This is a genomic window from Clostridium sp. AM58-1XD (assembly GCF_003464085.1).
Taxonomy (GTDB): Bacteria; Bacillota; Clostridia; order Lachnospirales; family Lachnospiraceae; genus Lachnoclostridium_A.
In genome coordinates, this window is sequence record NZ_QSDR01000006.1 from 61,852 (window position 1) to 86,919 (window position 25,068).

The following is a 25,068-nucleotide window of genomic DNA, read 5'->3' on the forward strand; positions in this document are numbered from 1 at the left end:
TGGGAATCATTCGGCGCTTTCTTTTTATGTAAAATTACAGTATCGGGCAATCGCCACTTCGTTCATACCTAAAATTTCAGCTTTTGTCTTTTTTCCATTCACGGTTTCTTCTATCATCCGAAACAGCTGTCTGCCCATCTCATCCGCCGTCCTCTCTCCCATGATAACCGGACTGGCGTCAAAATCCATGTTGCATTCCATCTTTTTATACGTTCCCCTGTTTCCCGTAATCTTGATTACCGGCATAACCGGATTTCCCACAGGAGTTCCCCGGCCCGTAGAAAAGACCGAAACGCAGGCGCCTCCCGCGGCCATGGCGCAAAGGGAAGCCGTATCGTTGCCCGGCGTATCCATAATCACAAGTCCTTTTGCTGAGATTTCTTTCCCATAGCCTATCACGTCCTGAACTGTGGTTGTTCCGCCCTTATAGATACATCCAAGAGACTTTTCTTCCAAAGAAGAAACGCCGCCTTTGATATTGCCGGGAGATGGATTAGACTCTCTCAGGTCCGTCTTCAGCACTTTCATGTAATTCTCCCACTCCCTGACAATCGATAGGATTTTCTCTGATATTTCAGGCGTCGCGGCCCTGGCCGCCAGAAGATGTTCCGCCCCGATAAATTCAGGAGTTTCACTCAGAATGACCGTCCCGCCCGCCTTCACCAGCAAGTCTCCGGCAGCCCCAATCACAGGATTCGCCCCAATACCGGAAGTAGCGTCCGTTCCGCCGCATTCCGTGCCCAGAATAATATCCGACCACTCCACCGGCTCCCTATTTACACGACTCGCTTCCTCTGCCATTAAAAGAGCAGCTCTGGAAGCTTTTTCAATCGTTCCTGCAGTTCCTCCGTCTTCCTGAATGACGAATTCTGCCAGCGGCTTGTTCGTCCTCTGTCTGATTAATTCCCCAATCCTGGCAGCAGAACACACTTCACATCCAAGTCCTACCAGAATCGTCCCAAAAACGTTTGGATTCGCGGCAAATCCCACCAGGGTATCGATCGTATACTGCACATCCCTGTTTGTCTGGGAGCAGCCGTTCTGGTTCGTAAAGCTTACCGCGCCTTCCACCATATCCGCTACTTTTTTGCATGTTTCGGAGGAGCAGGCACATGTAGGCAGAATCAGCACTTTATTTCTGATCCCCACTTTTCCGTCGCTTCTTTTATATCCCGTCAATCCCATCCTGTCAGCTTCATCCTTTCTCCCTTTCCTCCATACGGCCCAGATTATGTATATGAATATAGCCGCCGCAGCCTACGTCTTCCAAAAGCCTTCCGATCGCTTCCCCGTACTTGATCACGGACTCGCCCTTTTTCATGTCCCTCAGACTGATCTTGTGATAGGCGGGAATATCCTCCAACGCAGGGATTTCCAGGATTTCACTGCCTCTCCTGCAAAGAACCACATCTCCTTTTTTCACCTCTTCAGCGACAACCGCCGCCGTATCCTTATCCTGATTGATAATCAATCCCGTGACCGTCATAATCTACCTCTCCATCCAGTCTAAATATCATACCCGGCCAGCCGGATAGCAGATCTCATATTCTCCACAACCATACCTTCACTGCTCCTGTTCGGCCGGTAAGGTTCACCGGGATTTAATCCCATCAGGTCAGCCATATCCTTTGTTCCCACAGGGAAACTGGCCTTATCCATCTGCAGCCGGATCGGAGTCAGCCGGTACTGTTCTTCCAGCGCTCCCTTATAATCTCCTGAGCAGCATTTATCATAAATGGACACGACAAGTTCAGGAAACATATTCGCCGTAGTAGCCACACAGCCGTCCGCTCCATATGCCATCGCCCCATAAATCAGAGAATCCTTACCGCCTAAGACCTTAAATTTCCTCCCCCGCGCCTGACGGATAAACTCCGATGTCATGGTCATATCACCGCTGGAATCTTTGATTCCCACAATATTTTCACATTCGTCACAAAGACGCATAGCCAGAGAAACGCTGATATTATATCCCGTTCTGGCCGGGTTGTTGTAAAGAAGCACCGGGAAATCAGGCACTGCGCCTGCGATCGTCATAAAATGATCATACAGCTCGTCATCATTTGGTTTAATAAACATGGGCTGTAGCACCGAAATCCCGTCCGCTCCCATCGCCCTGGCCATCCGCGCAAGACGGACTGCCTGTTTCGTCGTATACTGCCGATTCCCATGTATACGGGGACGCGTCTGTCGGCCTGATCTACGATGATCTTCAGACCTCTTTCCATCTCCTTTTCTTCCACGCCGTAGAACTCCCCGTTGCTGCCATACGCCAGAATTCCATGGACGCCCCCGCCGATCACGTGGTCCACCATCATCCTCAGCTTTTTCTCGTCTATGTTCTCGTTTTCATCGATAGGGGTCAGTATCGGAACGATAATTCCCTTAATAAAATCAATGTTCATGCCAGCCTCCGCATCATGCCGCGGCTTTTTTCAGCCCGGCTCTTTTCTTTTCTTTTTTTACGGTCAGTGTAACCGAAACAATTGTTATGAGCCAGAATACAGCTGCTATGGGGCTCGTAATAAACGGCAGAAAATCCCCCTGGGAATACTGCATTCCTCTCATCAGATTCGTTTCAATGGTAGTCTCCAAAATAAATCCCAGAAGCATAGGAGACAGGGAGAAACCGAATTTTTTCAGCCCATAGCCAATCAGGCCAAAAAACAGCACCGTCCACACATCGAACATTCTGCTATTGGTTCCGTATGCCCCCACGCAGCATAATGCGATTACAACAGAGAGCAGAATCCATCTGGGAACCGACAGCACCTTAACAAACGCCCTCATTCCCAGGTATTCGAAGATCAGCATAGCCACAGTAGCCACGATAACCGCTCCAAAGATGCTGTAGACCAGCACTCCGTTTGTCTTAAACAGCAGAGGCCCCGTAGAGATTCCTTTAATCATCAGCGCGCCCAAAAGCATGGCTGTCGCCGTATCCCCAGGTATTCCAAGAGTCAGGAGGGGAATCAGCGCGCCTCCGATCGATGCATTATTGCTGGTTTCAGAAGCGATAATGCCGTCAATACAGCCTGTGCCGAATTTTTCCGGCTCTTTGCTGGAATTCTTTGCCGCCATATAAGCAATCATATTAGACGTTCCGCCTCCGATGCCCGGCAGAATTCCGATTCCTATGCCGATTGCCGCCGACCGGAACATATTTCCAAGCTGTTCTTTAAATTCTCTCCGGGACAAGCCGATCCCCTTCATTTTATACTGTCTTGTGTTTCCCTTGTCCGCGCTTATGCCCTCTTCCGCCGCCAGGAATACTTCCGTGACCGCAAACAGGCCGATCAGCACCGGCAGGAGTGCAAAGCCACTGTCAAGCTGATGGTTTCCAAAGGTAAACCGCAGCGCCGACGTAAGAGGCGCCGCCCCTACCTGGGCCACACACAGCCCGATCGCGCAGCTGGCAAGACCTTTAGCCACGGAGCCGGACACCAGGCTGCCAACCATGGTAAGCGAAAACACGCCAATAGCAAAATATTCATACGGCCCGAATTTAATCGTCCACTCCGCGATCGTCGGCGCCAGGAAAATCAGCACCGCCACAGACAGCATAGTGCCGATGAACGAATAGAATACGCCGATTCCAAGGGCTCTTCCTGCCTCGCCCTTCTCCGCCATGGGACCGCCGTCAAAGGTTGTGGCGATGGATGAGGGAGTACCGGGGATTTTCAGCAGGATTGCCGAAATCAGTCCTCCTGAAATTCCTCCGATATAGAGCCCCATAAGCAGGCTTAGACCTTCAATTGTATCAAGCGTATATGTGATCGGCAGGCACAGCGCGATCGCCATTGTGGAAGTCAGTCCCGGCAGCGCTCCGAATATAATACCTATCACCGTGCCTGCGATGATCAGCCCCAGACAGGCGGGGTTCGCGATCGCTGCAAATCCTTCTAAAATCATATGTCTCCTCCTCGCTTATCCCAAAAACTTCAAAATTCCTGCCGGAAGCATCAATACGAAAACATTTCTGAAGATATAGTAAATAACCGCTGATGCGATGATTCCGACTGCCGCAAACTTTGCCAGGTTCCGTTTTTCCCTGGGAGCCAGTACCATTGTCTGCGCCGTAACATACAACGCGGTCATAATGACAAATCCTACCGGAACCAGCAGAAGCATATAGAAAAACAGCATTCCTATGGAGGCCAGCAACGCTTTATAGTGCTTTGTTTCCGGCTCCGTTCCATTTTCTTGAAAGGTTTTGGCCGACCGCGCTCCATTCCACATGATGAATAATCCCAGTACTGTCATAAGTCCGCATGTCACTTTAGGCATAAAATCAGAACCAATGGTTACGGCCGCCCCCCGCGGTACGCTGAAAGATGCTGCAAAAAGAGCGGCTCCCAGGATGAGTATGAACGCTCCTGCGTATATATCTTTATATTTTTCTTTATGCATGTAAATTCATCTCCCAATTATTTTATTTCCCTTGAAACTGCGCCGTATATTTTACGATTTCCTCCCGTGATTCATCCAACAGCTTCCTGCCTTCTTCTCCGTCAAAGTAAGTAGGAGACTGCATATAGGCATCTCTGATTGCGTTCGCGTACTCCTCATTATTCTCAATGATATTTTTCATAGCCGCCGAAACCTTCTTCGGCAGTTCCGGATCGGTTCCCTTAGGGAATGCAATAAAGAAATAAGTGGGGAACGCCACGTTAAAGCCCTGTTCTTTCAGACACGTATAATCCGGAATATGTTCAGCATTAGAAGTTCCCGTAAGCCCAAGCCCTACGAAATCTCCTGATGCGAGATAGTCTTTTACCGAGCCGTAAGCGTTGATAATTACGTCTACATGGCCTCCCAGAAGAGCCGCGATCCTGTCGGATGACCCGCCCGCGTCCACAAGGGTGGCGTCCACGCCCGCGTCGAGAATCTGCAGCGCGATCGCGTGCGTCGTAGCGCCTGTGTTATAAGCCATTTTCAATTTCCCCGGATTCGCTTTTGAATAGTCGATCAGCCCCTGAAAATCAGCAATTCCAAGGTCCTTATTGACACAGATGATATTTCCCGGATTTTCCGCGCAGATACAGGCAAATTCAAATTCGTCGAGTCCAAAATCAATGGCCCCGCTCAGCTCGTTGGTAATAAACGCACTGGATGAGATCAGCGCCGTACTGCCGTCGTTGGGCGCGTCCTTTGCCGCCCTGGCCCCTACGGCCCCTCCGTTGCCATCCGTGTTTACCACTACCACGTCGATGCCCAGTTCCTTTGTCAGATACTGTGCCGCCCACCTGGCATTGGCATCGCTGTCGCCTCCTGCCGCAAATGGGCAAATGAGCTGAAGCGTCTTCGTCGGCCACGCAGTGTCGGTTGTCTTACTTCCTCCTGCCTCTTCTGCTCTCTCCGCTTCCGTCTTGGCCGCCTCTGTTTTTCCAGCCTCCGCCTTTGCGCCGCCTTCCGTCTGCGCCGGTCCGGAACATCCCGTCAATGCCGCTGTAAGTAATAATGCTGCTGCCATAACCCCAAAATGTCTTTTCATGTAATTTCTCCTCCTTTATTTTGAACCTTTTTTGTTTTCAAACACGTATTTCTGTACCGTATGGGCATCCAGCCAGTCCCAGTCGTAGGCGACTCCCAGACCAGGGCCGTCCGGAATCGCAATCATGCCGTTTTCATCAATGGAATCCAGTTCATCCTTATAGCCGTCCGCGTAACAAGGCGGGATAATATTTTTGAGCTTCGGCCCTACCTCCGCCAGCTCATAGTAATTCGTGTTCCTGATCGCTCCAAGCACTTGTCTGTGCGCCGGGCCGCATGCATGTACTTCCACATCGACGCCGAAGGCTTCCGCCATTCTCGCGGTCTTAATCACTCCGGTGATCCCCATATCGTACTCAGGATCGGCGCGGAGGAAATCGGTTCCTCCTGCGCGCAGGAAGTCACATTTCGCTTCCAGCGCCCTTACGTGTTCTGTGATCAGAAGGGGCGTTTTTATCATGCCTCTCAGTTTATTATGTGCAAATGCCGACATAGAATTATCCCTGTAAGGATCTTCATACCAGAACAACCCCGCATCGTCACACGCCTTACCTACATAGAGGGCATCCGCGAAATTGTTCAGGTCGGAAGCGCCGTCATACATCAGCACCATCTCATCTCCTACCGCTTCTCTCAGTTTTCTGATCAGAGTCGCTTCCGCTTTTGCATCTCCGTCAAACCATCCGTGATGTTTAAAGGCTTTATATCCCATATCCCTGCACTGGACGGCAAAGTCGCAGAATGCCTCGTAAGAATCCAGCATACCTGTATGGTCTCCATGAAACGTACTGGCGTATGCAGGAATTGTTTTTCTGAACTGGCCGATCATCGCCGCTATGGATTTCCCTGCCTGTTTTCCGGCCAGATCCCAAAGGGCGATGTCCACCGGCCCGTAACCCATATGGTCCATATGGCAAAGCCTTCTGTTCGCTTCATTAAACAGGGCTTCCCTCATATCGGAATCTTTTCCCGGCAGGTCGCTCACTACCATCAGCGTCTGCGCCAGCGCAGGCTTCGTGCCTCCCCAGTGCGTTACATATTCTCCTCTGCTTCCATCTTCACATTCGATTACAACTGCATATTTTGACATGGGCAGCACTCCGCCCTTCAAATACCCCACGTGATTATGGGCGTTCTCTACCGCCGCTCCCATATCTTTCAGCTCATACTTAAAATCAATTACTTCTACTTTGCTTATTACGGCCATCCTTATGCCTCCTCCTTTATTCTGTTTGATTATATATAAAGCAAAGTCTGTGCCAACTTTCCTCACGGCCGAAACAGGCAAAAAAAGCGCTTTTTTGTTTAAAACTTATCTATTATGTTCAAAAAAAATGTTCAATACGTTAAATCCAGGCTGAACGCCGAACATTTAACGTATTGAACACTCTTAACAATTCCAAATTTCATATGGCCTTCTTCTATTTATCATCCAATCCCAATTCCTTGAGATACTTCCATAACGTAGTCCGGCTGATCTGAAGCTCTGCAGCCGCCTTTGTACGGCTGCCTTTATATTTTTTCATCAGCTCCCTCAGCTGTTCCTCAGAGACCTTTTTCTTACTCCCGGCCAAAGGTTCCCTGCTGCCGGACGATCCGTCCTTCCTCCCTTCTGCTGCCGGAGACATATCCAGCTGGTCAAAGGAGTAGCTGCTTCTGTAATTCTCATATATAAAATCAGCATCCGCTTCTCCGTCAGGACAGACGGCGCTGATACGTTCGCAGAAATTGCGGAGCTGTCTGATATTGCCGTCCCATTCCAGCTGTTCCATGGCTTCCTTTGCCTCTTCCGAAAGCCGGACCTGTTTCGAAAACTTCTGATTATATCCCTTTATAAAAAACTCCGCCAGCAGGCCCACGTCTCCCTGCCGTCTCCTGAGCTCAGGCAGCTGGAGAACCAGCACGCTCAGCCTGTAGTACAGGTCTTTCCGGAAGCGCTGTTCCGCCACCATCTGTTTCAGGTTCGTATTACATGCGGCTATGATTCTGACATTTACCGGAATCACCGTATCAGAGCCTACCCGCCTCACCTGCTGTTCCTGAATCACCCTTAAAAGCCGGACCTGCCCCTGAAGACTCATCTCCGATATCTCATCCAGGAAAATCGTGCCATTGTGGGCCAGTTCAAAAAGCCCCATCTTTCCACCCTTTTTCGCTCCGGTAAACGCGCCGTCCACATATCCGAACAGTTCGCTCTCAATCAGGCTGTCTGGAATTGACCCGCAGTTAACGGCCACAAACGGCCCATCTTTCCTGTCGCTCTCATTGTGTATGCTTTGGGCAAACATTTCTTTTCCCGTACCTGTCTGTCCGATGATCAGGACGTTGGACTGAAGCGGCGCGAATGTCTCCGCCAGCCTGACGGCTTCCTTCAGATTTTCAGACCGGCCCTGTATATCATCAAAGGTATAATCTGCCGTATTTCCCTTCAAATACATACCTCTTCTGATTTTTGTCTCCATCTTCTGAAGCTCATGCACGCTGGAAAGAGTTACCGCACATCCTTTATTCTTTCCGTCCACCTGGACCGGCACCACGTTCATGGCGTATGCTCTGTTTCCAAAGCTTATGGCAATGCCTGTGTTTTCTCTTCCCGTATCCATCACCTCGCGGATCAGTCTGGATTTCTCTGCGCCGAAGACCGTATCCATCGTCAGCACCCCCTGCTTTCCCCCAGTCCTGTCCAGAATGGCCTCGGCCCGCCTGTTCATTGTAGTAACAGCGCCGTCTTCGTTCAGGCTCACGATACCATCGGTTACCGTATTGAAAATCGTATTGATTTCCTCATTTTTTTTGCGTTCTGCCTCTATCGACCGCTGGAGGTCCACCGCGCTGTTATACGCTGCCTCTACAAGTTCATACGTAGTACCCGTCATGACACATTTCATGCCTGCCGCTTTCGCCAGCCTGCATGTCAAGTCTCCTCCGATCACCACGTCGATTCCGTCCTCTTTCGCCTTAGCAACCATGGCCTGTACGTTCTTTCTGTCTTTCGCCGTATATAAGACAACCTTTGGACGCAGGATGTTAAAAAAAGACCTGACTCTGGCAACGAAGGATTCCAGCCCGATAATTCCGATCGAAGGATTTTCCGTTCCGCTGATCTCTTCAGCCGCAATAATGCTCCCCACGATACTTTCATCTGTGATCCCGATGTCGATTACAGGAAACGGAAGGTTGGACTGTTTCATAAGTCTGGCCGTATCTCCCCTGGCGATCAGCACGTCCACCTCTTTTTTATCCATGCCTCTGGCATATTCGACAGCCACGTCCATGTGGGCGACACGGATTTCCAGATTGTCCTTGTCCTTCAGCGTACTCTTCAGTTTTTCTGCCTGTTTCCTGATATGCTCTCCCTGAGCCAGCAATACGATTTTTCCCATTATGTACCTTTCTCTGCCTGATCATATACCGTTTCGATTTGCTGCGTTTACCTGTTTTTCGAATTTTCCGGGCAGTTCACCGGGGTATCCGGCTGTTCACCTGACAGCACCTTATGAATCTGTTCTGCCGCGTGCATGGCCATAATCACCCTGCATTCCTTCGAGTAAGAGCCCATATGAGGCGTAGCCAGCACATTTTCCATTTTCAGAAACGGGTGTTCCGAACTCACCGGTTCTTCTTCATATACGTCGGTAAACAGCCCCGCGATTTCTTTCGACCGCAGCGCTTCGATCAGTTCGTTCTCTGCTACGACCGCCCCTCTAGCGCAGTTGATCAGCTTTGCCGTCTGTTTCATCATCCGAAATTCTTTTTTCCCTACGGAACGCCTCGTTTTATCATTCAACGGCATATGCAGTGAAACAAAATCCCCTTCTCTGAACGCAGTCTCCCAATCCACAGCCGTCACATAATCCTCCGTTTGCTCTTTGGTCAAATGCGGTCCATAAGCCAGTATCTTCATATTCAGACCATAGTAGGCCTTCTTCGCAAGCAGCCTTCCGATCCTCCCATATCCGATTATGGACAGCGTCTTTCCGCACAAATCCTCTCCCAAATGGTCTTCCTTATAAAAAAATTCCCCTTCCTTCAGTTTTTCGCAGCACAGCACCAGCTTTCTGGACAAGGCAATCATTCCACACAAGATGAATTCCGCGACCGTGTTCGTCGTAGCGTCCGGTGCGTTTGTCACCCATATCCCCAGCTCATCTGCTGCCTTTACATCCACATTGTTATATCCCGTACCCTGGCGTGATATGATCTTCAGCTTCGGAGCCGCCTCCATCTCTTTTCTTCCAATCTCAGGAACGCCCAGCCATACGGCAGAACAGTCCTTTATGGCCTCTCTCACCTCTGCTTCGTTGCTGCCGTCCGCATACATGATCTCATATCCTCTTTCTTCCAGAAAATCCACGCCTTCCCTTGCCACCGGCTGCGGTATTAATATCTTTTTCATCTGCATAGTCCTCTCCTGATATTATTTTTATAAACGAATTAGACAAAATTGTCTTATAGATCGCCAAGCCTCTAATTTATTGCTCATTCAATCGCAGACCATTCATCCGTTACATCTTTAGAAAATTGTGTAATTTCTTTTTCGGAAATCATATCATTCAACGAAAGAATGTATTCTTGTATGCGTTTCTCAACGCGTTGACACCTTTTTATATAATTCACAACTACCGCATTTGTAACATAGGCATGAAGCCATTTAAAATATTCTTTGTCGCGCATAGCACAATATCTCCTTAGCAGCTTTGTTTGGATTATAGCATATAAACGCATAATTGCGGTATAATTTTGCAGCGCGAAACATTCTCCCCATAACGGCAAACCGGAGGCATCTCCATAAGATGGAAACGCCTCCGGCCTGTAGGAATAAGGTTATTTAAAATTTTTAGAAACTATTCAGATTAAACCTGCCTTCTGCATCTCCATTTTAATCTTGTCAAGCACCGGTCCATTTGGTGTCGGCAGATTTGGTTTATACGGCAGCCCGATCGCTCTTCCTCTCAGGTTAGCCATATCTTTTGCAGCTACAGGGAAGCTTGCCGGATCCATGGAAAGTCTGACAGGATTCAGTTTAAACTGCTCCTCCAAAGAGCCCTTGAGGTCTCCAGCCATAAACTTGTCATAAACAGCGACGATCAGTTCAGGCATGTAATTACCTGCCGTACATACGCCGCCAACTGCACCGTGGCACATGGAAGCGTAAAGCAATGTATCTTTTCCGCCGAATACTTTGAAGTCCACATCGCGGGTCCTTCTGATAAATTCAGCCGTCTGGGTGATATCACCGCTGGTATCTTTCATTCCCACAATATTCGGAACTTCATGAGCGAGGCGGTCTACCAGGTTTCCGGACATCGTATATCCTACGCGCCCCGGGTTATTGTATAACAACATCGGTGTCTCCGGGACGGATTCTGCAATCGTTTTAAAATGTTCGAACAGTTCTTCCTCCGTCGGCTTTAAAAACATAGGCTGAAGCACGGAAATACCTGCCGCACCGTTGGCCGCTGCCATTTTTGCAAGACGGCAGCACTTCTTCGTGCTGATTGCGCCGATTCCAAAGTATACAGGAACCCTTCCTGCCGCCTGGTCTACCATGATCTTCAGGCCGCGCTCCATCTCATCCTCTTCGATACATAGAACTCACCGTTGCTTCCAAAAGCAAGGACTCCAAGGATTCCGCCTTCAATAACATAGTCCACCTGAGCTCTTAATTTCGCTTCATCAATCAGTTCATTCTCATCGATCGGAGTGAGAATCGGCACGATCACACCCTTAATAAAATCTGTATTCATCTTTTCTATCCCCCGGCAGCTGATTATTTATTCTCTGGCTCAACAGTAACGTTGCCAATCTTCTCATAGTACTTAACAAGGCTGGAATGATCTTCTTTCTCGTAGCCGTCAGCCTTTAAGCACTGCATCATTTCCATCAGCTGGCCTGTTAACGGCACCGGAGCAGAGATTGCATGTGCTGCATTCAGGGCATTGTTTAAATCCTTGATATGAAGTTCGATACGGAAACCTGGCTTAAAGTTTCTGCCTAACATCATCGGAGCCTTTGCGTCCATAACGGTAGAGCCTGCCAGTCCGCCTCTGATTGCCTGGTATACTAATTCCGGATCCGTACCTGCCTTCTTAGCGAAAGAAAGAGCTTCGCCTACTGCTGCAATGTTACATGCAACAACAATCTGATTTGCCAGCTTTGCAACGTTTCCGGATCCCAGATCACCTACATATACGACTGAACCAGCCATGACCATCAGAAGATCGTAGTATTTGTCAAATAATTCTTTCTTTCCGCCGACCATAACAGATAATGTTCCGTCGATAGCCTTCGGCTCTCCGCCGGATACAGGAGCATCCAGCATATCGATGCCCTTTGCCGCCAGCTCTGCGCCGATCTTCTTGCTCTCCACTGGATCGATAGAACTCATATCGATGACTACCGAACCTTCATGAGCGCCTTCCGCAACGCCGCCTTCTCCTAATACTGCTGCTCTTACATGAGGAGAGTTTGGAACCATTGTGATTACAACTTCACATTTCTCAGCAACTTCTTTTCCGCTTTCTGCTGATTCGGCGCCGCAGGATACGAGATCTGCAACCGCCTCTTTATTGAAATCGAATACGACTAACTGATGTCCCGCCTTTACCAGGTTCTTGCACATTGGTCTGCCCATGATTCCTAATCCGATAAAACCTACTTTCATTTTTCTTACCTCTCTTTTTCTTTTAATGTTTTCCGTAACGAGTACCGCTGCCGGGAAGTCATACCCATTCCTGTTCCCATCAGCTTATGGACATATTATAATCAATTTTTCATCCGGCTTTCTATTGACGGTTTGCACGAAAGTACACCGTTTTCTTATGCAAATCTTGCAAAGTTTCATTTTTATGAAATAATATCGTTCCATTATTTCAAATATGTTTCAATTCTCATGAAATGAAATTACCAGTAATCGATCAATATAAATAAAAGAGGGTATTGCAAAAAGAATCAATCGTTGCTGCCGATACCAGGTGTAGTGACTTGTCACCCCGGAACAGAACCCGGTATCGTTGGCGCAGCTGATCTGTCTTTTGCATTGCCCTCTTTCAATGTTTTTTAATATGAATTACGCCGCCAGTCTTCTATTGCGTTTTACGGCATACTGATGAAGTCCGAAGAATACGACCACAATACTGATTGCTGTCACTGCGAAACCGAGAATCGGCGATACCATACCACCGACCAGGAATCCCAGCGCACTGCAGCCACCTACTGCCAGGCTGTAAGGAAGCTGTGTCCTGACATGCTGGATATGATCCGCACCTGCTGCTGTGGAAGCCAGAATCGTCGTATCTGAAATTGGAGAACAGTGGTCACCGAATACGCCGCCGGAAAGGCATGCGCCGATCATAAGCTCGATCGGAACGCCGAAGCTGTGTGCGATCGGAAGTGCGATCGGCATCGTAATGGCCCATACGCCCCAGGAGCTTCCTGTAGAGAAGCCTACGAAAGCGCCTACCACGAAGATCAACATCGGCATGATTCCAGGAGCCACATTATTTGCTTCCAGAAGGCCGATCAGATAACCTTTCAGATCCATCATTCCAGTCAGCGATCCAATGGACCAGGCCAGTATCAGAATCAGCGGAATATCAGAGTTTAAAGATACACCCTTGCAGAACTGCGGAACCACATCCTTGAATTTCATAACGCCTGACCTTACTCCCATAAGTCCTGCAACGGCTGCAGAAATAAGGAAACTCAGGGAAATACAAAGCGTGATGCTGGAATGCATGAAGGCGCCGCCGATTCCGTTTGTCTTGGCATCGCCCGTCCACATAATCATCGCAATCAAAACGACGAACAATGTAATAATCGGAGCAAGGAAGTTCATAATCGTGATATTTTTTCCCTTGAACATGGCGTCTTCATCCATATCGTACTTTGACATGGGGATATCATTCGGTCCGATCAATTCGCCCGTCTCCATAGCTCTCTTTTCCGCATCGTACATCGGCCCGATATCCAGCTTTGCAATGATTACAAAGAGCAGGGCAAGCATGCCGAATAATGCATAAAAGTTAAATGGAATCGCCTTGACAAAGGTAACCCATGGATTACCCGTAATGGCAAGCGCCGCAAACTGAGCGGCTATGAGGCTCGTTGCATACGTACTGTAGCTGGTAATCGGGGAAAGGGTTGCAAATGGACAGCCCATGACGTCGCAGATATATGCCAGCTTTACCCTTGAAACTTTCAGTCTTTCAGAAATCGGTCTCATAAGAGAACCAAGTGTCAGAGTCGGTTCCGTATAAATAAATGCAAACGCGCTGAAATAGGTAACAAGCTGAGCCTGTGTTCTCGTCTTGACCTTTTTTGACGCGATGTCGCCGAACGCCCTGGAAGCGCCGGATACCTTAATCATGTACACAAAACCGCCGCACGCTGTAATCAGCACCAGCATTCCTGCGTTGCCTTCATTGGCAATCAGAGGAATAAAGAAATCTGAAATCATTCTCGGCAGAGCCAGGATCGGATTCCATCCGCTGAGAATTGTGACACCGGCCCATAGTCCGATGATCAGGGAAAATACCGTCTGCTTCGTAATAAGAGCCAGTGAAATAGCAATCAGAGGCGGAAGGACAGCCAGAATCCCATAACTTGTCGTTACTGTTTCCATACTCATCTTCTCCTTTTTTGTATAAACTTTTCTAATCGTATAATAATGCAGTGGTTTTTTCAACCTTTTTCGCAAAATTTCATCAGGAAATGTTATGAAATCCCATATTTTTTCATTTTTCTCCACAAAGTCGTCTTGCTGATCCCCAGTTCAGCAGCCATTTTCTCTCTGTTTCCTCCAAACTTTTCCGAAGCAGCGGCGATCCTTTCCGCCTCTCCTCTTTTTCCATCCGTTCTCTGCGGCATGGAGGCGGGCGGCTGCATTCCCAAAGCTGCAGAAGGGAGGTAATATTCCGGATACAGTTCGTCCATCAGATCGCTTACATTTCTCTCATCCAGCGTCCGTTTACCGGCCGTAAGCACAAGCCGTTCCACGAAGCTTTCCAGCTGCAGGTTATTTCCGGGCCACGCATAATCCATCATGTATTTCCATCCGCCTTCCGTTAGCGTGTGATACCGGGAATACTTCTCGCATGCATATTTAAGGCAATCGGAAATCTTCTGCTTCAGGTCCTCTTTTCTGCTCCTTAAAGGAGGCACTTCCAGGCTGAGTCCTTCCAGCAGATAGAACAGATCCTCCCGGAACGCTTTACTTACCGTTTTCTCCGCCAGCCGCGTCGATGTAGAGCATATGATCCGGATATCCAAATGGCCTGTGCGCAGAAAATGATCCGACACGTTCGTTCTGTATCGGATCAGCTGATACAGGCGGTACTGGCAGTCAGAAGTCAGGAGTTCTCCATCTTCCAGAAACAAAGTTCCACCATTCACGGCAGACACGGCCCCCTTTTCTCCGAATATCCGCTCACGCTGTTCCTCCGGTGTCATTTCACCGCAGTTCACTGTGAGAAACGGGCCTGCGCTGCGGAGGCTGCTGTTATGAATTCCCTGAGCCAGCAGGCGGACTTCCGTTCCCGTCTCTCCCATTATAAGTACCGGCCGCTCTGACATGGAATACAGCCTCGCTTTCCTTATGCATTCCTGCATGTTTTCAGAAAGCTGCAGAATATCACGAAAATCTCCGAGGGCAATCAGACCGGCTTTCCGTTCCCGGTTTTTCGTCCGGTCGGGCGCTTTTTTCTTCATTCTGTGGCACGTAAAGATCGCGCCTTCGGCCCTTCCTTCCACTATTACCGGAGCGAGCGTAGCCAGTACGGCGTTGGATCCGGCCTGCAGAAACCAGGAGCAGTTTTCTTCTCCCCCCGCCATGACGCCTGACAGATGTTCCCTTGTTATTTCCGGAAAAATATCAGACAGCAGACGGCCCGTCAGTTCTTTTTCCTCCCTGCCCATCAGCTGTTCCATCACGCGGTTCACCGAAACAGCCGTTCCGGAACCATCCAGCCTCATAACGCCGTTTGACGCATAGTCAAGCAGTGTTTCCATCTGTGCGGCATTTTTCTTTTCCGCCTCCATGGCATAGTCCATGTGCTCCGCCATCATAAATGCGGTACGGATGGCATCCTCCGTCGTAGCCAGAAACAGAGATGGGACCTCCCGCTCCCCCGCCGTCTCGATGGCCGTATTCCCTCCGATGATCAGTCGGCGCCGTCTTCGATTGCTTCCTCCGCGGCTATACGCAGGCTTCTGTCTCCTCCTGCGTAATAAGTCCGCAGTTCGATATCATAGAGCGTATCAAAATAGGACATATCGCAGAACATATTTTTCATCCCGATCACAGCAACCACCGGATGTGAACGTTTAACAATCTGTTTCGCTTTTGTTACGAGAAGAGCCATTTCCTGGGCAGTCATCACGATTTCCACCACCGGAACATCCGTGTATTGCTTAATCAAAGACGCCTGCAGGCTCTGGCAATAATTATGGAAGCTCCGTCTGCAATCGCATGCCTGGCCTCCACCACCGCATCCTCTGTACGTATGGCCTTCATCATCTCGATCTTATACTTCTTCTCCTGAAGAATATTATGGGCCTGGTGGAGCATCTCGTCTCTTGATACCAGCAAAACTATTTTGCCCATGGAAGCCTCCAGTTCTTTATCTTTTCTTTCTTCTCTTCAGCCAGTTTCATACCGTTGAGAGCAGCTCCCTTGAGTCTGTCTCCGTCATATTCCAGCTTCAATGAGAAAAACGGCACTTCATCCCTCAGAAGCTCCATAAACAGCCGGTCGCCTTCCCACAGGTTCAAATCCTCAATGGCCGATTTCTTTACCCATTTCAATTCGCCTTCATCGCATTCGATAAGCTCTCCCCTGTAGCCGTCAGCCGTATAGAGGCACATATATTCCACAACGCCTGGTTTCGGTACAAAGGTGATAATGCCGCGGAACTGATATGAAAAAATAGTCAGCCCCGTTTCTTCCTTTACTTCTCTCACAAGGCACTCTTCCGGGCTCTCCGTGCCTTCGAAGTGACCGCCGACGCCAATCCATTTTCCATGATTGATGTCGTTCTCTTTTTTGTTACGATAGAGCATCAAGTACTTCCCGTCATGTTCGATATAACAAAGTGTCGTCATTTTTGCCATCGTTCTTCCCTCCATATATGAAAAGCCATCTCATCAAATATGATGGATGGCTTTCCAAGCTTAGGATTATTATATCTTACAAGAGGAATTTTGTAAATATGGGCATTTTGTATAATTCATATGGAACTGCTGCATTTACGCCGATACTTTTCCGGCCGAAGCCTCTGCAGTTCCCTTTTTCTGCAGCCTCTTATGCAGCCATGCCGTAAGAAGAGGACAGAGCAGTGCAGTTATAACGCACGCAGCTGCTACCTGTGCTGTCGCTGCTGCCGCATACGGTGCCAGCGCCGGATCTGCCGCGCCGATAGCCGGAGGAGTAGCAACAGCATTGCCTGCCGTATTTCCTACGCCTGCGCCGACAGCTGTCTTCTTTTTTCTTCCAAAGAAGAAATTGTATACCCAGTAGCAGCCAAAGCCAGTGGAAATCATAGATACCAGACCAAGGATAATTCCAGGTACGCCAGCGTTGATTACATCCATCAGGTTCATTCCAGCGCCAAGGCAGAAGCCGTTAAAAGGAATAATAATCGGCATACCTTTTTCACAGAGCTGCCTTACATCTTCATCCAGATTGCCCAACAACATGCCAAGGCCAAGCGGAATCAAAACGGCTACAATAGCCATGAACGGAATATCTGCCATACCGGTCAGCCCCAGGGCGATCATGGTGAAGAACGGACCGTCGTTCAGAGATAAGACAGATACTGCACCTACGTCCGTCGGAACGCCATACTGTTTTGCCAGAATGGAGTACATAACACTGTTGGAATTGGTAATAGCTGCAATAATAGCCAGAGGCGTGATGGTAAAAATACCAGCCGGTCCGAATATTTTTCCTACAAATACACCGATGGCAACGCCAATGGCGAATTTTGTAAAGGTAAGTACCGCTCCCTTGTAAAATGGTTCTCCAATCTGCTTGACATTAATAGAAGCGCCGCAGCAGAAAATGAACATTCCTACAAATGTAGCTGCCCCCTTATTGGACAGAAGCGCTGTCGTAAATCCTCCGATTCCCAGAAAACCTGGAAAGAATGTATTGACTACGCAGCCCAGCAGTAACGGAATAACCATCATTCCTCCGGGAAACTTTTCTACTGTTTTATGATCTTAACTGACTTCAAGCTTCATCCCCCTTTCGTCTTTCTATCCCTTGTTGTTAGTTGATGCCATCCCAGAAATAAGCTGAGAATTCCTGAGGAGGATTTGCAAATTTTCTCTTCTTGCTATGGCAGATTCCTGTTTCCACCATCATCTCAGCCACTTTTACTGTAACGGTAACAGGATCGAGTACCGGAAGTCCTACCAGTTCCTGAAGTGCCTCGTCATATCCGCAGAGTCCTGCACAGCCGAGAACAACTACTTCCGCTCCGTCTTCATCTACGATCTTCAGAATCTCATCCTTCAACTGATTTAATGTAACATCACGATCAGTAACACATTTCTCAACGTTCACGTTGATTCCTCTTACGGAAGCACATTTGTCCTGCAGACGGTACAGACGAACCAGATCCTCCTGATATGGGATAAACTGTTTCAGCATGGTAAGTACCGTATACTTGTGTCCAAGAAGGCATGCCAGTGTCTGAGTCGTCTCAGAAATGCTGAGTACTGGGATAGATAACGCCTCTTTCAGTGCGAAAACGCCTACATTTCCAAAGCCTGCAAGCACAAGGGCATCTGGATGAATCTCATCAACCTTTTCCAGAATCGCACGGATAAAACTCCATACGGACTGATAGTCTGCAAAACCGCAATCAATATTTTTCGTTCCCTTCGGATTTGTCAGCGGAATCAGTTCCGTATTTGGATCTGTCACCTTTCTTTTGGCCGACTCCATAATAATTCCTGTTACGATTTCTGAGCTGTTTGGATTTGCTACTAAAATTTTCATACTTATTCTCCTTTTTTATATGATTTTTTATAGTTTCTTTTCGCCCTGTCCGCTGCTGTTTCCGATCTATACAACGCGGTTTGTGATTTTTCCAACACCTGGTATCTCAACTGTGACTTCGTCTCCCGGCTTCACCCCTTTGCCGTATCCCCCTGGAGTTCCTGTCAGAATGATGTCCCCTTCCTCCAGCGTCATAATTCTGGATATGTAGCTGATCAGGTATGGAATGTCAAAAATAAGGTCTTTTATATTACCCTTTTGAACCATTGTTCCATTGATATAGGAATAAATCTCTATCTGAGAAATCGGTGTTTCCATTCTTGTCTCTTCACTTAAAGGCAGAAATGTATCATATGACTTTGCCCTTGTCCACTGTATATCTTCTTTTTGGGCGTCCTGAGCCGTCACGTCATTCGCTGCCCGGAAACCTCTTACGTAATCCCATGCCTCTTCTGCCGGAATATTTTTTCCCATTTTTCCAATTACAACTGCCAGCTCTGCTTCAATCGCCAGTTTATTTATGCCCTCCGGCCTGACGATTTGTTCCCCGTCCCCAATCACTGCTGTATCCGGTTTTAAAAACAGCAGCGGTTTTTCGGGAAATTTAGCCCCTTCTTCCAGAACCGTATCTTTGTAGTTCAGTCCGCTGCAAATGATTTTTCCAGCTCTTACTTTCATAAAAAAGCACCCCCGTTTATCTTTTATTTTTCTTTCTATTACTTTTTCTATTTATTATCTTTTTCTGTCTATTATTTTTTTCTTTCTATATATTTTCCCCATCCTGGCTGTTCTGTTATATTACCGTCTTTTGCAACGAGATTCCCCCTTACGAACGTCATCACCGGCCAGCCTTTAAACATCCTGCCCGTATAAGGGGACCATTTCGCCTTACTCTTGATATCAGCCTTTGTATATGTATGTTCTTTCTCCATATCCACAATGACAAAATCGGCGTCTTTTCCGATTGTAAGAGACCCTTTTCTGTAATCCAGCCCATAAATTTTAGACGGATTCCAACTCGTTACTTCTACCATTCGCTCCATGGACAGAAGCCCTTTATTCACACCGTCTAAAAGTACCGGAAGCGTTGTCTGAATGCCCGGAATTCCATTCGGTGCGGCCCAGATGTCCATCATGCCCCTTCTCTTTTCTTCTTCCGTATAAGGGCTGTGATCGGAACCGATCGTCTGAATATATCCGTTCTCCAGCATCTTCCACAGTTCTTTTCGATTTTCCTCATCTCTCATCACAGGAGAAAATTTCAGATACGGCCCGTATTCCGCCATGTCTTTATCCACAAACGTCAGAAAATGAGGACAGCATTCCGCATATACCTGAACGCCCCGTCTCTGTGCGGCCCTTATTTCTTCCAGCGCACTGCACATTCCACTGTGCAGGATAACTGCTTTCGCGCCTGTAAGCTCAATATAATAGAGTGCACGTTTTACAGATTCCAATTCACCTTCCGCGCAGTGGGACTCGTGGTATGCCATTGGATCCACCCTGCCTTCTGCTTTCAGGCGTTTTTCATTCCAGTCAATCAGCTCATTATTCTCAGCATGAATCATGGCCAGACCATCCACTTTTGCAATCTTTGTAAGGATTTCGAAAAGTGCATCGTCCTTCACATATGGAAATTCCGCTACGGAAAAACACATAAACATTTTTATGGATGTCGCACCTGTATTCTGCCACAGTTCTTCGATACAGCCTGTGTTGGATGAAGTTCCTCCCCCATGGATTCCGTAGTCGATGATTCCCCGTCCTTCATATGCTTTAATCGTAAATTGATAGCTCTCTTCATCTACAATCGGCGGATTGTTCATGGGATGGGATATGGCTGTCGTCACTCCCCCTGCGGCTGCCGCTGCTGTAGCGCTCTCAAAATCTTCCCGCTCTGTAAACCCCGGATCCTGAAAATGCACATGGGAGTCGATCAAACCGGGAATGATATATTTTCCGGAAGCGTCAATCACTTCCGCAGCCTTCATATCTTCGTCCACACCCGTAACTGCACAGATCTTACCATCCCTTACTGCCAGATTCCCCTGAAACCTTCCCGTATGAGTTACAATCATGCCGTTTTTGATTAATTTATCCACCATATGTCCTTCTCCTTTCGACCGAGTTCGCATTCTGTTCACGCGAACATTATCTTTCAAAAAAAATTTCCTTAATTTTTCCAATTAACAGTATATAATATAATAGCTTTTACATAATTATTCTTTGATAATTTTCGAATAAATTTTCACATCTTCTATATGTTCACGAGAACATCATAGAGGGAAAATAAATGTAAAACATTCACATGCTTTACATTTATCACCTCTGTTGTTTATGAACTTATACTAACATATACCGACATATATGTAAAGTTAATTTTGTTAACCATGTGCACTTTTTACATTTTACACAATTTTAGTCTCTTAATATGAGCATATTGCACATATCTTCAGGCAGCTTTTTCCTTTATTTTCAGCAGGTACGGTTTAAGATGGCTGCCAGTTTTTCCGGAAGGCCCTTATTCGGCTTTAACGGAGGTTTTGCAAAGCTGCTTTCGGCTGCAATGCCAGGCTTTAATGCAACCAGTGATTCACAATGCTTTACGGCGCTGGACACTCCGTCTACTACCGGAACCGGCAGCTTTCCTTCCAGGTTTCTGGCCAGTCCTGCCAGAGGAGCTCCTGCCAGAATAATTACATCTGCCCCATCTGTATGTACTGCTTCCTGAGCCAGCTCGATCAGACGGTCGGAATAATCTTCCTGCACCGTACCTACGTTTCTCAGTGGGTCTTTCAGGGAACGGATACTTGCAAGGCGCGTTGACAGGTGGCTTCTCTCAACCGTTTCTCTGTACCAGGCAGTAATCCGGTCGGAAATGGCAATGATGGAAAATCTCTGTCCCAGCAGGCAGGCAGAGGCAAGCGCTGCTTCTGTCATTCCTACGACAGGCACATCCAAAAGTTCTTTCATTCCCATCAGCCCCGGATCTCCAAAAGCTGCTACAACCATCCCGTCAAATTCTCCATAATGCTCTGCAGCAACACATGCTGTTGCATAGCCTGCAATTACGGATTCCATTCTCGTTTCAATATATTCTACTCCGAAGGGGGCCGTATCCATGAGAATCTCTGTATCTGCGTTGGCTGCCCGTTTCGCTTCTTTTTCGATTAAGTCCGTAACATCCTGGGATATATTCGGGTTCACTACTAAAATCTTCATTTCTGATCTCCTCTTAATTTTTTATATAAATCTATTTTTATTCCGCCCCTGTATGCAATTTGAGGCTAGCGATTATTTTTCTTACCACTCCGGCGACTCTTCAAAATCACTTCTGTCAAGTTCACCGTACTTTTTCGTTATCATTTTATCCACCCATGTTGTAAGTACCGGGCAGAGAATTGCTGTTACAACACATGAGGTTGCAATCTGGGCCGTCGCTGTTGGAACGATGCTCTCCAGTGACGGATCTGCTTCTGCAACAAACTTCGGCGTAGGAATCGCATTTCCTGCCGTATTTCCGACCGCAACGCCTGTTGCAAGAGGACGCTGATGTCTTCTGAATACCATATTGAAGATGAAGTATGTGCCAAGTCCTGTCGTAATCAGCGTTACGATACCTAAAATAATTCCAGGAACGCCCGCTTTGATAACTGCGTCCCATGTCATGCCTGCTCCCAGTGTCCATCCATTGAAAGGAATCAGGAACGGTGCTGCGTTGGAACACATATCACGGATTTTTTCATCCAGGTTGGCAAAGAGCATACCGAGGAAAAGCGGTACAAGTGCAGCTACAAGTGATTTGACAGGTATATCCGCCATACCGGATGCACCCAGTGCGATCATAGTCAAAAACGGTCCATCGTTCAATGCCAGCGGAGCGATCGCGCCTACGTCATTCGGAACACCATACTTCTTTGCCAGCGTTCCATACATTACGCCGTTTGAGTTCGTTGTTGCGCCGATCATGGCAACAGGAGTGATACCCAGGATACCAAGCGGTCCAAAGGCCTTACCAAGCAGGATTCCAAGCAGAGTGCCGATTACGTACTTTGCAGCCAGCATAACGAAGCCTTTTGCAAATGGTTCTCCTGCCTGTTTGATATCGATTGTAGCACCGGAACAGAACATGAACATTCCGACTGCTGTAGCAGCTCCGGCGTTTGAAAAAAGTCCTGAAGTGAAACCGCCGATCTTTAATGCTTCCGGTGCAAATGTATTGATCGTACAGGCCATTAAAAGCGGTATTACCTGCATACCTGCAGGAAACTTTCTGATTGTGTCAACTATCCTCATAATGATTCCCTCTCTTCTTTTTAATCTCTAATTCCCCTTATGGTCTAAATGGTATACCGTATATTGTCGACAACTTCATTATAGGTATACTGTCGACAATTGTCAAGCACTTTGCATGATTTTTTTTTATTATTTTCCTCTTCTTTATCCATTTCGACCAAATCTTTATGAAAACGCTTCCATTTCCTTGCAAATCCGGCATTTCCAACCTATAATAATCTTAATATCTCAAGAACTGGAAAGGCCTTTTATGAAAAAAATAGATAAAAAAGTAGCTTATCATTTACAGGTATATAATATTTTAAAACATCAGATTATCTCTGGTGCGCTCGCCTCGGGCGATAAAATCAGTGAAAATAAAATCGCACAGGAAATAGGTGTCAGCAGAAGCCCTGTCCGTGAAGCGCTCCGCATGCTGAAACAGGATGAACTGCTGCTTTCAACAGATTCCGGACTCATCGTCAATCCTCTGGACTCCTCTACCCTGAGGGAAATTTATCAGTGCAGAATTGCTCTGGAATCATTTGCCGCAGGCCTTGCTGCACAAAATATTACGGAAAAGCAGCTTTCTATTCTGGAAGAGAGCGTTTTGCGCAGCCGTTCCTACCACAAATCAGGGCAGTATGACAAAGTACTGGAGGCCAATTCTTCTTTTCACAGCACAATCAACAATCTCTGCGGCAACCACTCGCTCATTAAAATGATCGATAAATACAGTTCTCTCGTGGATCTGACGAAATCTCAGATCTTCACAAAGTACAAGAGGGGCGAGGAACCGTATCTGACTGAGCATGAGGAGATTATTGAAGCGCTGCGAAACCGTGACTGCGTGTTGGTGGAAGCGCTCATGCGCAAGCACATAAACGGTGATTACTCCATTCATGTATCCCTGTTGAACCAGGCTGCTTCCTCCGGTGACAGCGGGAATTAAGCTACTCAGACAAAAAGAGCGGGCAGCGATATCAAATTCTTTGGAATTTGCATCGCTGCCCGCTCTTTTCCTATTTTTTCCTGATTCTGCACGATCCCATGCAGTTATCCTAATGATAGAATTTTACATCCCGGTTCTGTGCTGGATAAAACACTGGATATAGAACTCCTTATCTCCGGTAATATGTTCCCTCATAATTTCTTCTACTTTACCGCCGTCTCCCGTTCGAAAGGCCTTTATAATATCCATGTGCCCTTCCAGATAATCCTTCGGCCTGTTCATCTGTGAAAACTCCCGATTCCTGGCCAGCAAAGAGAGCGCTTTATTCCGTTCAATCATGTTTTTCAAATGTTTGTTTGGACAAAGCTCAATTATCATATCGTGAAACTTCGTATTACAGCGGATGACCTCCTGCATTTTTTCCTCATCGTGGTACTGTAGCGATCGCGCTACCAGCTGTTCCATCTGCTCTAATACCTCTTCCGTCGCTCTCTGGCACCCCAGCTTTGCCGCAAACGACTCCAATGCAATCCGACAGTCATAGACCTCCATAACATCCTCGTACTCCATAGGATTAATAATCAGGCCGCTGTCTCCATTGACTACAAATTCATCCTGTTCCAACATGCGCAGGGCTTCTCTCACCGGACTCCTGCTCACCCCCATTTCCTGAGCAAGGCCAAGTTCGTTCACCCGTTCTCCGCATTTCAGCTCACCATTCAGAATCTTCTCTTTTAAAATCTCATAAATCTGAAGATGATAGGATACGCTCTTTACAACTTTTCCCATAAAACCTCCTTCAAGCCTCTTATGTATCGTGTATAATGTCGACACTGCATTTTTATTATAATAAATCGCATCTTAAAAATCAAGAGCTGTATGTCAAGTTAATTAATCATATTGATTCATATACAGGAAAAGAGCGGTGAATTGTATAAACAATTCACCACTCTTTTCCATTCAACTCCGATTAAATTTCGTCTTTTTTCGTCTCGGAATATTGAATAACCGCGACGTACCTCAGTTCTACATCCCCGATATTCTCAATGGAATGGAAATAGCCATCCTGGCAGTGCGTCATGTCGCCAGGTCCCAGTTCCTGGATATTTCCGTTGTCGTTAACGAGGGCCTTTCCCTCGAGAATATAATATGTCTCAAAGTCTCCGTCATGCGTATGCTGCCCAATAGAGCCGCCTACAGGTATCATACTGATTCCGAACAGTCTTCCGGTACCGTGCATCTCCTCTTTTTCCAGAATGTTCAGCACTCTTGTCGTACCATTTCCACCTTTTAAATTAGGTTCCAGAGTGATGCTCATTTCATCCCGTCTTTTTATCATAATATC

The 25,068-nt window shown here is 47.4% G+C and carries 23 protein-coding genes and 3 pseudogenes; 1 reads left to right on the top strand and 25 read right to left on the bottom strand.

Going from position 1 to position 25,068, the window contains the following annotated elements; all coding sequences use genetic code 11:
- Nucleotides 1-24: 24 nt before the first annotated feature.
- The 23 genes and pseudogenes from DXA13_RS04905 to DXA13_RS05005 form a co-directional block, all read right to left on the bottom strand.
- Entirely contained in the window at nucleotides 25-1,185 is a 1,161-nt protein-coding gene (locus tag DXA13_RS04905; RefSeq protein ID WP_118242191.1) for a UxaA family hydrolase, read from the bottom strand.
- A 10-nt stretch (nucleotides 1,186-1,195) separates the two neighbouring features.
- Entirely contained in the window at nucleotides 1,196-1,486 is a 291-nt protein-coding gene (locus DXA13_RS04910; RefSeq protein WP_118242192.1) for a UxaA family hydrolase, read from the bottom strand.
- A 20-nt stretch (nucleotides 1,487-1,506) separates the two neighbouring features.
- A pseudogene (locus DXA13_RS04915) lies at nucleotides 1,507-2,405 on the bottom strand (dihydrodipicolinate synthase family protein).
- Between the two features lie 13 nt (nucleotides 2,406-2,418).
- On the bottom strand, nucleotides 2,419-3,912 hold the full coding sequence (locus DXA13_RS04920) for a tripartite tricarboxylate transporter permease (RefSeq protein WP_118242193.1): 1,494 nt from the start codon (nucleotides 3,910-3,912) through the stop codon (nucleotides 2,419-2,421).
- A gap of 15 nt (nucleotides 3,913-3,927) precedes the next feature.
- Nucleotides 3,928-4,410, bottom strand: coding sequence for a tripartite tricarboxylate transporter TctB family protein (locus DXA13_RS04925; protein WP_118242194.1), 483 nt, complete (start codon nucleotides 4,408-4,410; stop codon nucleotides 3,928-3,930).
- Between the two features lie 22 nt (nucleotides 4,411-4,432).
- Nucleotides 4,433-5,494: a tripartite tricarboxylate transporter substrate binding protein gene (locus DXA13_RS04930; RefSeq protein WP_118242195.1), complete on the bottom strand. Its 1,062-nt coding sequence runs from the start codon at nucleotides 5,492-5,494 to the stop codon at nucleotides 4,433-4,435.
- A gap of 15 nt (nucleotides 5,495-5,509) precedes the next feature.
- The gene (locus DXA13_RS04935) at nucleotides 5,510-6,700 is read right to left on the bottom strand and encodes an enolase C-terminal domain-like protein (RefSeq protein ID WP_118242196.1); all 1,191 of its coding nucleotides are present in this window, start codon (nucleotides 6,698-6,700) and stop codon (nucleotides 5,510-5,512) included.
- Nucleotides 6,701-6,914: 214 nt separating this feature from the next.
- The gene (locus tag DXA13_RS04940; protein ID WP_118242197.1) at nucleotides 6,915-8,876 is read right to left on the bottom strand and encodes a sigma 54-interacting transcriptional regulator; all 1,962 of its coding nucleotides are present in this window, start codon (nucleotides 8,874-8,876) and stop codon (nucleotides 6,915-6,917) included.
- A 47-nt stretch (nucleotides 8,877-8,923) separates the two neighbouring features.
- On the bottom strand, nucleotides 8,924-9,889 hold the full coding sequence (locus DXA13_RS04945) for a hydroxyacid dehydrogenase (protein WP_118242272.1): 966 nt from the start codon (nucleotides 9,887-9,889) through the stop codon (nucleotides 8,924-8,926).
- An 83-nt stretch (nucleotides 9,890-9,972) separates the two neighbouring features.
- Nucleotides 9,973-10,167, bottom strand: a complete 195-nt coding sequence (locus DXA13_RS04950) for a hypothetical protein (RefSeq protein ID WP_118242198.1) — start codon at nucleotides 10,165-10,167, stop codon at nucleotides 9,973-9,975.
- Between the two features lie 174 nt (nucleotides 10,168-10,341).
- Nucleotides 10,342-11,240: pseudogene (locus DXA13_RS04955) on the bottom strand (dihydrodipicolinate synthase family protein).
- 23 nt (nucleotides 11,241-11,263) lie between these two features.
- On the bottom strand, nucleotides 11,264-12,184 hold the full coding sequence (gene garR, locus DXA13_RS04960) for a 2-hydroxy-3-oxopropionate reductase (protein WP_347559716.1): 921 nt from the start codon (nucleotides 12,182-12,184) through the stop codon (nucleotides 11,264-11,266).
- Nucleotides 12,185-12,562: 378 nt separating this feature from the next.
- Nucleotides 12,563-14,116 carry a Na+/H+ antiporter NhaC family protein gene (locus DXA13_RS04965; RefSeq protein ID WP_118242273.1) on the bottom strand — a complete coding sequence of 518 codons (1,554 nt, stop codon included), beginning with the start codon at nucleotides 14,114-14,116 and terminating at the stop codon, nucleotides 12,563-12,565.
- A 92-nt stretch (nucleotides 14,117-14,208) separates the two neighbouring features.
- Nucleotides 14,209-15,543: a sigma 54-interacting transcriptional regulator gene (locus tag DXA13_RS04970; protein ID WP_243008981.1), complete on the bottom strand. Its 1,335-nt coding sequence runs from the start codon at nucleotides 15,541-15,543 to the stop codon at nucleotides 14,209-14,211.
- Between the two features lie 110 nt (nucleotides 15,544-15,653).
- Nucleotides 15,654-15,911 (bottom strand): PrpR N-terminal domain-containing protein, encoded by a 258-nt coding sequence (locus tag DXA13_RS21545; protein WP_243008982.1) that lies wholly within the window; start codon nucleotides 15,909-15,911, stop codon nucleotides 15,654-15,656.
- On the bottom strand, nucleotides 15,908-16,096 hold the full coding sequence (locus DXA13_RS21550; protein WP_243008983.1) for a hypothetical protein: 189 nt from the start codon (nucleotides 16,094-16,096) through the stop codon (nucleotides 15,908-15,910). Before DXA13_RS21550 ends, DXA13_RS21545 begins: the two co-directional genes overlap by 4 nt.
- Nucleotides 16,084-16,602, bottom strand: a complete 519-nt coding sequence (locus DXA13_RS04975; RefSeq protein ID WP_118242200.1) for an 8-oxo-dGTP diphosphatase — start codon at nucleotides 16,600-16,602, stop codon at nucleotides 16,084-16,086. The genes DXA13_RS21550 and DXA13_RS04975 overlap by 13 nt, the downstream gene beginning before the upstream one ends.
- Before the next feature lie 135 nt (nucleotides 16,603-16,737).
- A pseudogene (locus DXA13_RS04980) lies at nucleotides 16,738-17,694 on the bottom strand (2-keto-3-deoxygluconate permease); the annotation flags it as partial.
- Nucleotides 17,695-17,761: 67 nt separating this feature from the next.
- A complete protein-coding gene (locus DXA13_RS04985) occupies nucleotides 17,762-18,496 on the bottom strand; it encodes an aspartate/glutamate racemase family protein (protein WP_118242201.1) in 735 nt (244 codons plus the stop codon).
- A gap of 66 nt (nucleotides 18,497-18,562) precedes the next feature.
- Nucleotides 18,563-19,174, bottom strand: coding sequence for a fumarylacetoacetate hydrolase family protein (locus DXA13_RS04990; protein ID WP_118242202.1), 612 nt, complete (start codon nucleotides 19,172-19,174; stop codon nucleotides 18,563-18,565).
- 71 nt (nucleotides 19,175-19,245) lie between these two features.
- On the bottom strand, nucleotides 19,246-20,601 hold the full coding sequence (pyrC, locus tag DXA13_RS04995; RefSeq protein ID WP_118242203.1) for a dihydroorotase: 1,356 nt from the start codon (nucleotides 20,599-20,601) through the stop codon (nucleotides 19,246-19,248).
- 370 nt (nucleotides 20,602-20,971) lie between these two features.
- Nucleotides 20,972-21,718 carry an aspartate/glutamate racemase family protein gene (locus DXA13_RS05000; RefSeq protein ID WP_118242204.1) on the bottom strand — a complete coding sequence of 249 codons (747 nt, stop codon included), beginning with the start codon at nucleotides 21,716-21,718 and terminating at the stop codon, nucleotides 20,972-20,974.
- Between the two features lie 81 nt (nucleotides 21,719-21,799).
- Nucleotides 21,800-22,792, bottom strand: coding sequence for a 2-keto-3-deoxygluconate permease (locus DXA13_RS05005; RefSeq protein ID WP_118242205.1), 993 nt, complete (start codon nucleotides 22,790-22,792; stop codon nucleotides 21,800-21,802).
- A gap of 250 nt (nucleotides 22,793-23,042) precedes the next feature.
- Here DXA13_RS05005 and DXA13_RS05010 point away from each other — a divergent pair, with 250 nt between their 5' ends.
- Nucleotides 23,043-23,723 carry a GntR family transcriptional regulator gene (locus DXA13_RS05010; protein WP_181995537.1) on the top strand — a complete coding sequence of 227 codons (681 nt, stop codon included), beginning with the start codon at nucleotides 23,043-23,045 and terminating at the stop codon, nucleotides 23,721-23,723.
- A gap of 123 nt (nucleotides 23,724-23,846) precedes the next feature.
- Here DXA13_RS05010 and DXA13_RS05015 read toward each other — a convergent pair whose 3' ends face one another.
- Nucleotides 23,847-24,512: a GntR family transcriptional regulator gene (locus DXA13_RS05015; protein WP_118242207.1), complete on the bottom strand. Its 666-nt coding sequence runs from the start codon at nucleotides 24,510-24,512 to the stop codon at nucleotides 23,847-23,849.
- Nucleotides 24,513-24,693: 181 nt separating this feature from the next.
- Nucleotides 24,694-25,062 (bottom strand): cupin domain-containing protein, encoded by a 369-nt coding sequence (locus DXA13_RS05020; RefSeq protein WP_118242208.1) that lies wholly within the window; start codon nucleotides 25,060-25,062, stop codon nucleotides 24,694-24,696.
- Nucleotides 25,063-25,068 lie beyond the last annotated feature (6 nt).

Coding starts and splice junctions, on each gene's coding strand:
- DXA13_RS04985 (WP_118242201.1), bottom strand. CDS start 18,496: ATGAAAATTTTAGTAGCAAATCCAAACAGCTCAGAAATCGTAACAGGA.
- DXA13_RS05020 (WP_118242208.1), bottom strand. CDS start 25,062: ATGATAAAAAGACGGGATGAAATGAGCATCACTCTGGAACCTAATTTA.
- DXA13_RS04950 (WP_118242198.1), bottom strand. CDS start 10,167: ATGCGCGACAAAGAATATTTTAAATGGCTTCATGCCTATGTTACAAAT.
- DXA13_RS05000 (WP_118242204.1), bottom strand. CDS start 21,718: ATGAAGATTTTAGTAGTGAACCCGAATATATCCCAGGATGTTACGGAC.
- DXA13_RS04945 (WP_118242272.1), bottom strand. CDS start 9,889: ATGAAAAAGATATTAATACCGCAGCCGGTGGCAAGGGAAGGCGTGGAT.
- DXA13_RS04935 (WP_118242196.1), bottom strand. CDS start 6,700: ATGGCCGTAATAAGCAAAGTAGAAGTAATTGATTTTAAGTATGAGCTG.
- DXA13_RS05005 (WP_118242205.1), bottom strand. CDS start 22,792: ATGAGGATAGTTGACACAATCAGAAAGTTTCCTGCAGGTATGCAGGTA.
- DXA13_RS04905 (WP_118242191.1), bottom strand. CDS start 1,185: ATGGGATTGACGGGATATAAAAGAAGCGACGGAAAAGTGGGGATCAGA.
- DXA13_RS04975 (WP_118242200.1), bottom strand. CDS start 16,602: ATGGCAAAAATGACGACACTTTGTTATATCGAACATGACGGGAAGTAC.
- DXA13_RS21550 (WP_243008983.1), bottom strand. CDS start 16,096: ATGGGCAAAATAGTTTTGCTGGTATCAAGAGACGAGATGCTCCACCAG.
- DXA13_RS04970 (WP_243008981.1), bottom strand. CDS start 15,543: ATGGACTATGCCATGGAGGCGGAAAAGAAAAATGCCGCACAGATGGAA.
- DXA13_RS04920 (WP_118242193.1), bottom strand. CDS start 3,912: ATGATTTTAGAAGGATTTGCAGCGATCGCGAACCCCGCCTGTCTGGGG.
- DXA13_RS04965 (WP_118242273.1), bottom strand. CDS start 14,116: ATGGAAACAGTAACGACAAGTTATGGGATTCTGGCTGTCCTTCCGCCT.
- DXA13_RS04940 (WP_118242197.1), bottom strand. CDS start 8,876: ATGGGAAAAATCGTATTGCTGGCTCAGGGAGAGCATATCAGGAAACAG.
- DXA13_RS04990 (WP_118242202.1), bottom strand. CDS start 19,174: ATGAAAGTAAGAGCTGGAAAAATCATTTGCAGCGGACTGAACTACAAA.
- DXA13_RS05010 (WP_181995537.1), top strand. CDS start 23,043: ATGAAAAAAATAGATAAAAAAGTAGCTTATCATTTACAGGTATATAAT.
- DXA13_RS05015 (WP_118242207.1), bottom strand. CDS start 24,512: ATGGGAAAAGTTGTAAAGAGCGTATCCTATCATCTTCAGATTTATGAG.
- DXA13_RS04910 (WP_118242192.1), bottom strand. CDS start 1,486: ATGACGGTCACGGGATTGATTATCAATCAGGATAAGGATACGGCGGCG.
- DXA13_RS04930 (WP_118242195.1), bottom strand. CDS start 5,494: ATGAAAAGACATTTTGGGGTTATGGCAGCAGCATTATTACTTACAGCG.
- pyrC (WP_118242203.1), bottom strand. CDS start 20,601: ATGGTGGATAAATTAATCAAAAACGGCATGATTGTAACTCATACGGGA.
- DXA13_RS04925 (WP_118242194.1), bottom strand. CDS start 4,410: ATGCATAAAGAAAAATATAAAGATATATACGCAGGAGCGTTCATACTC.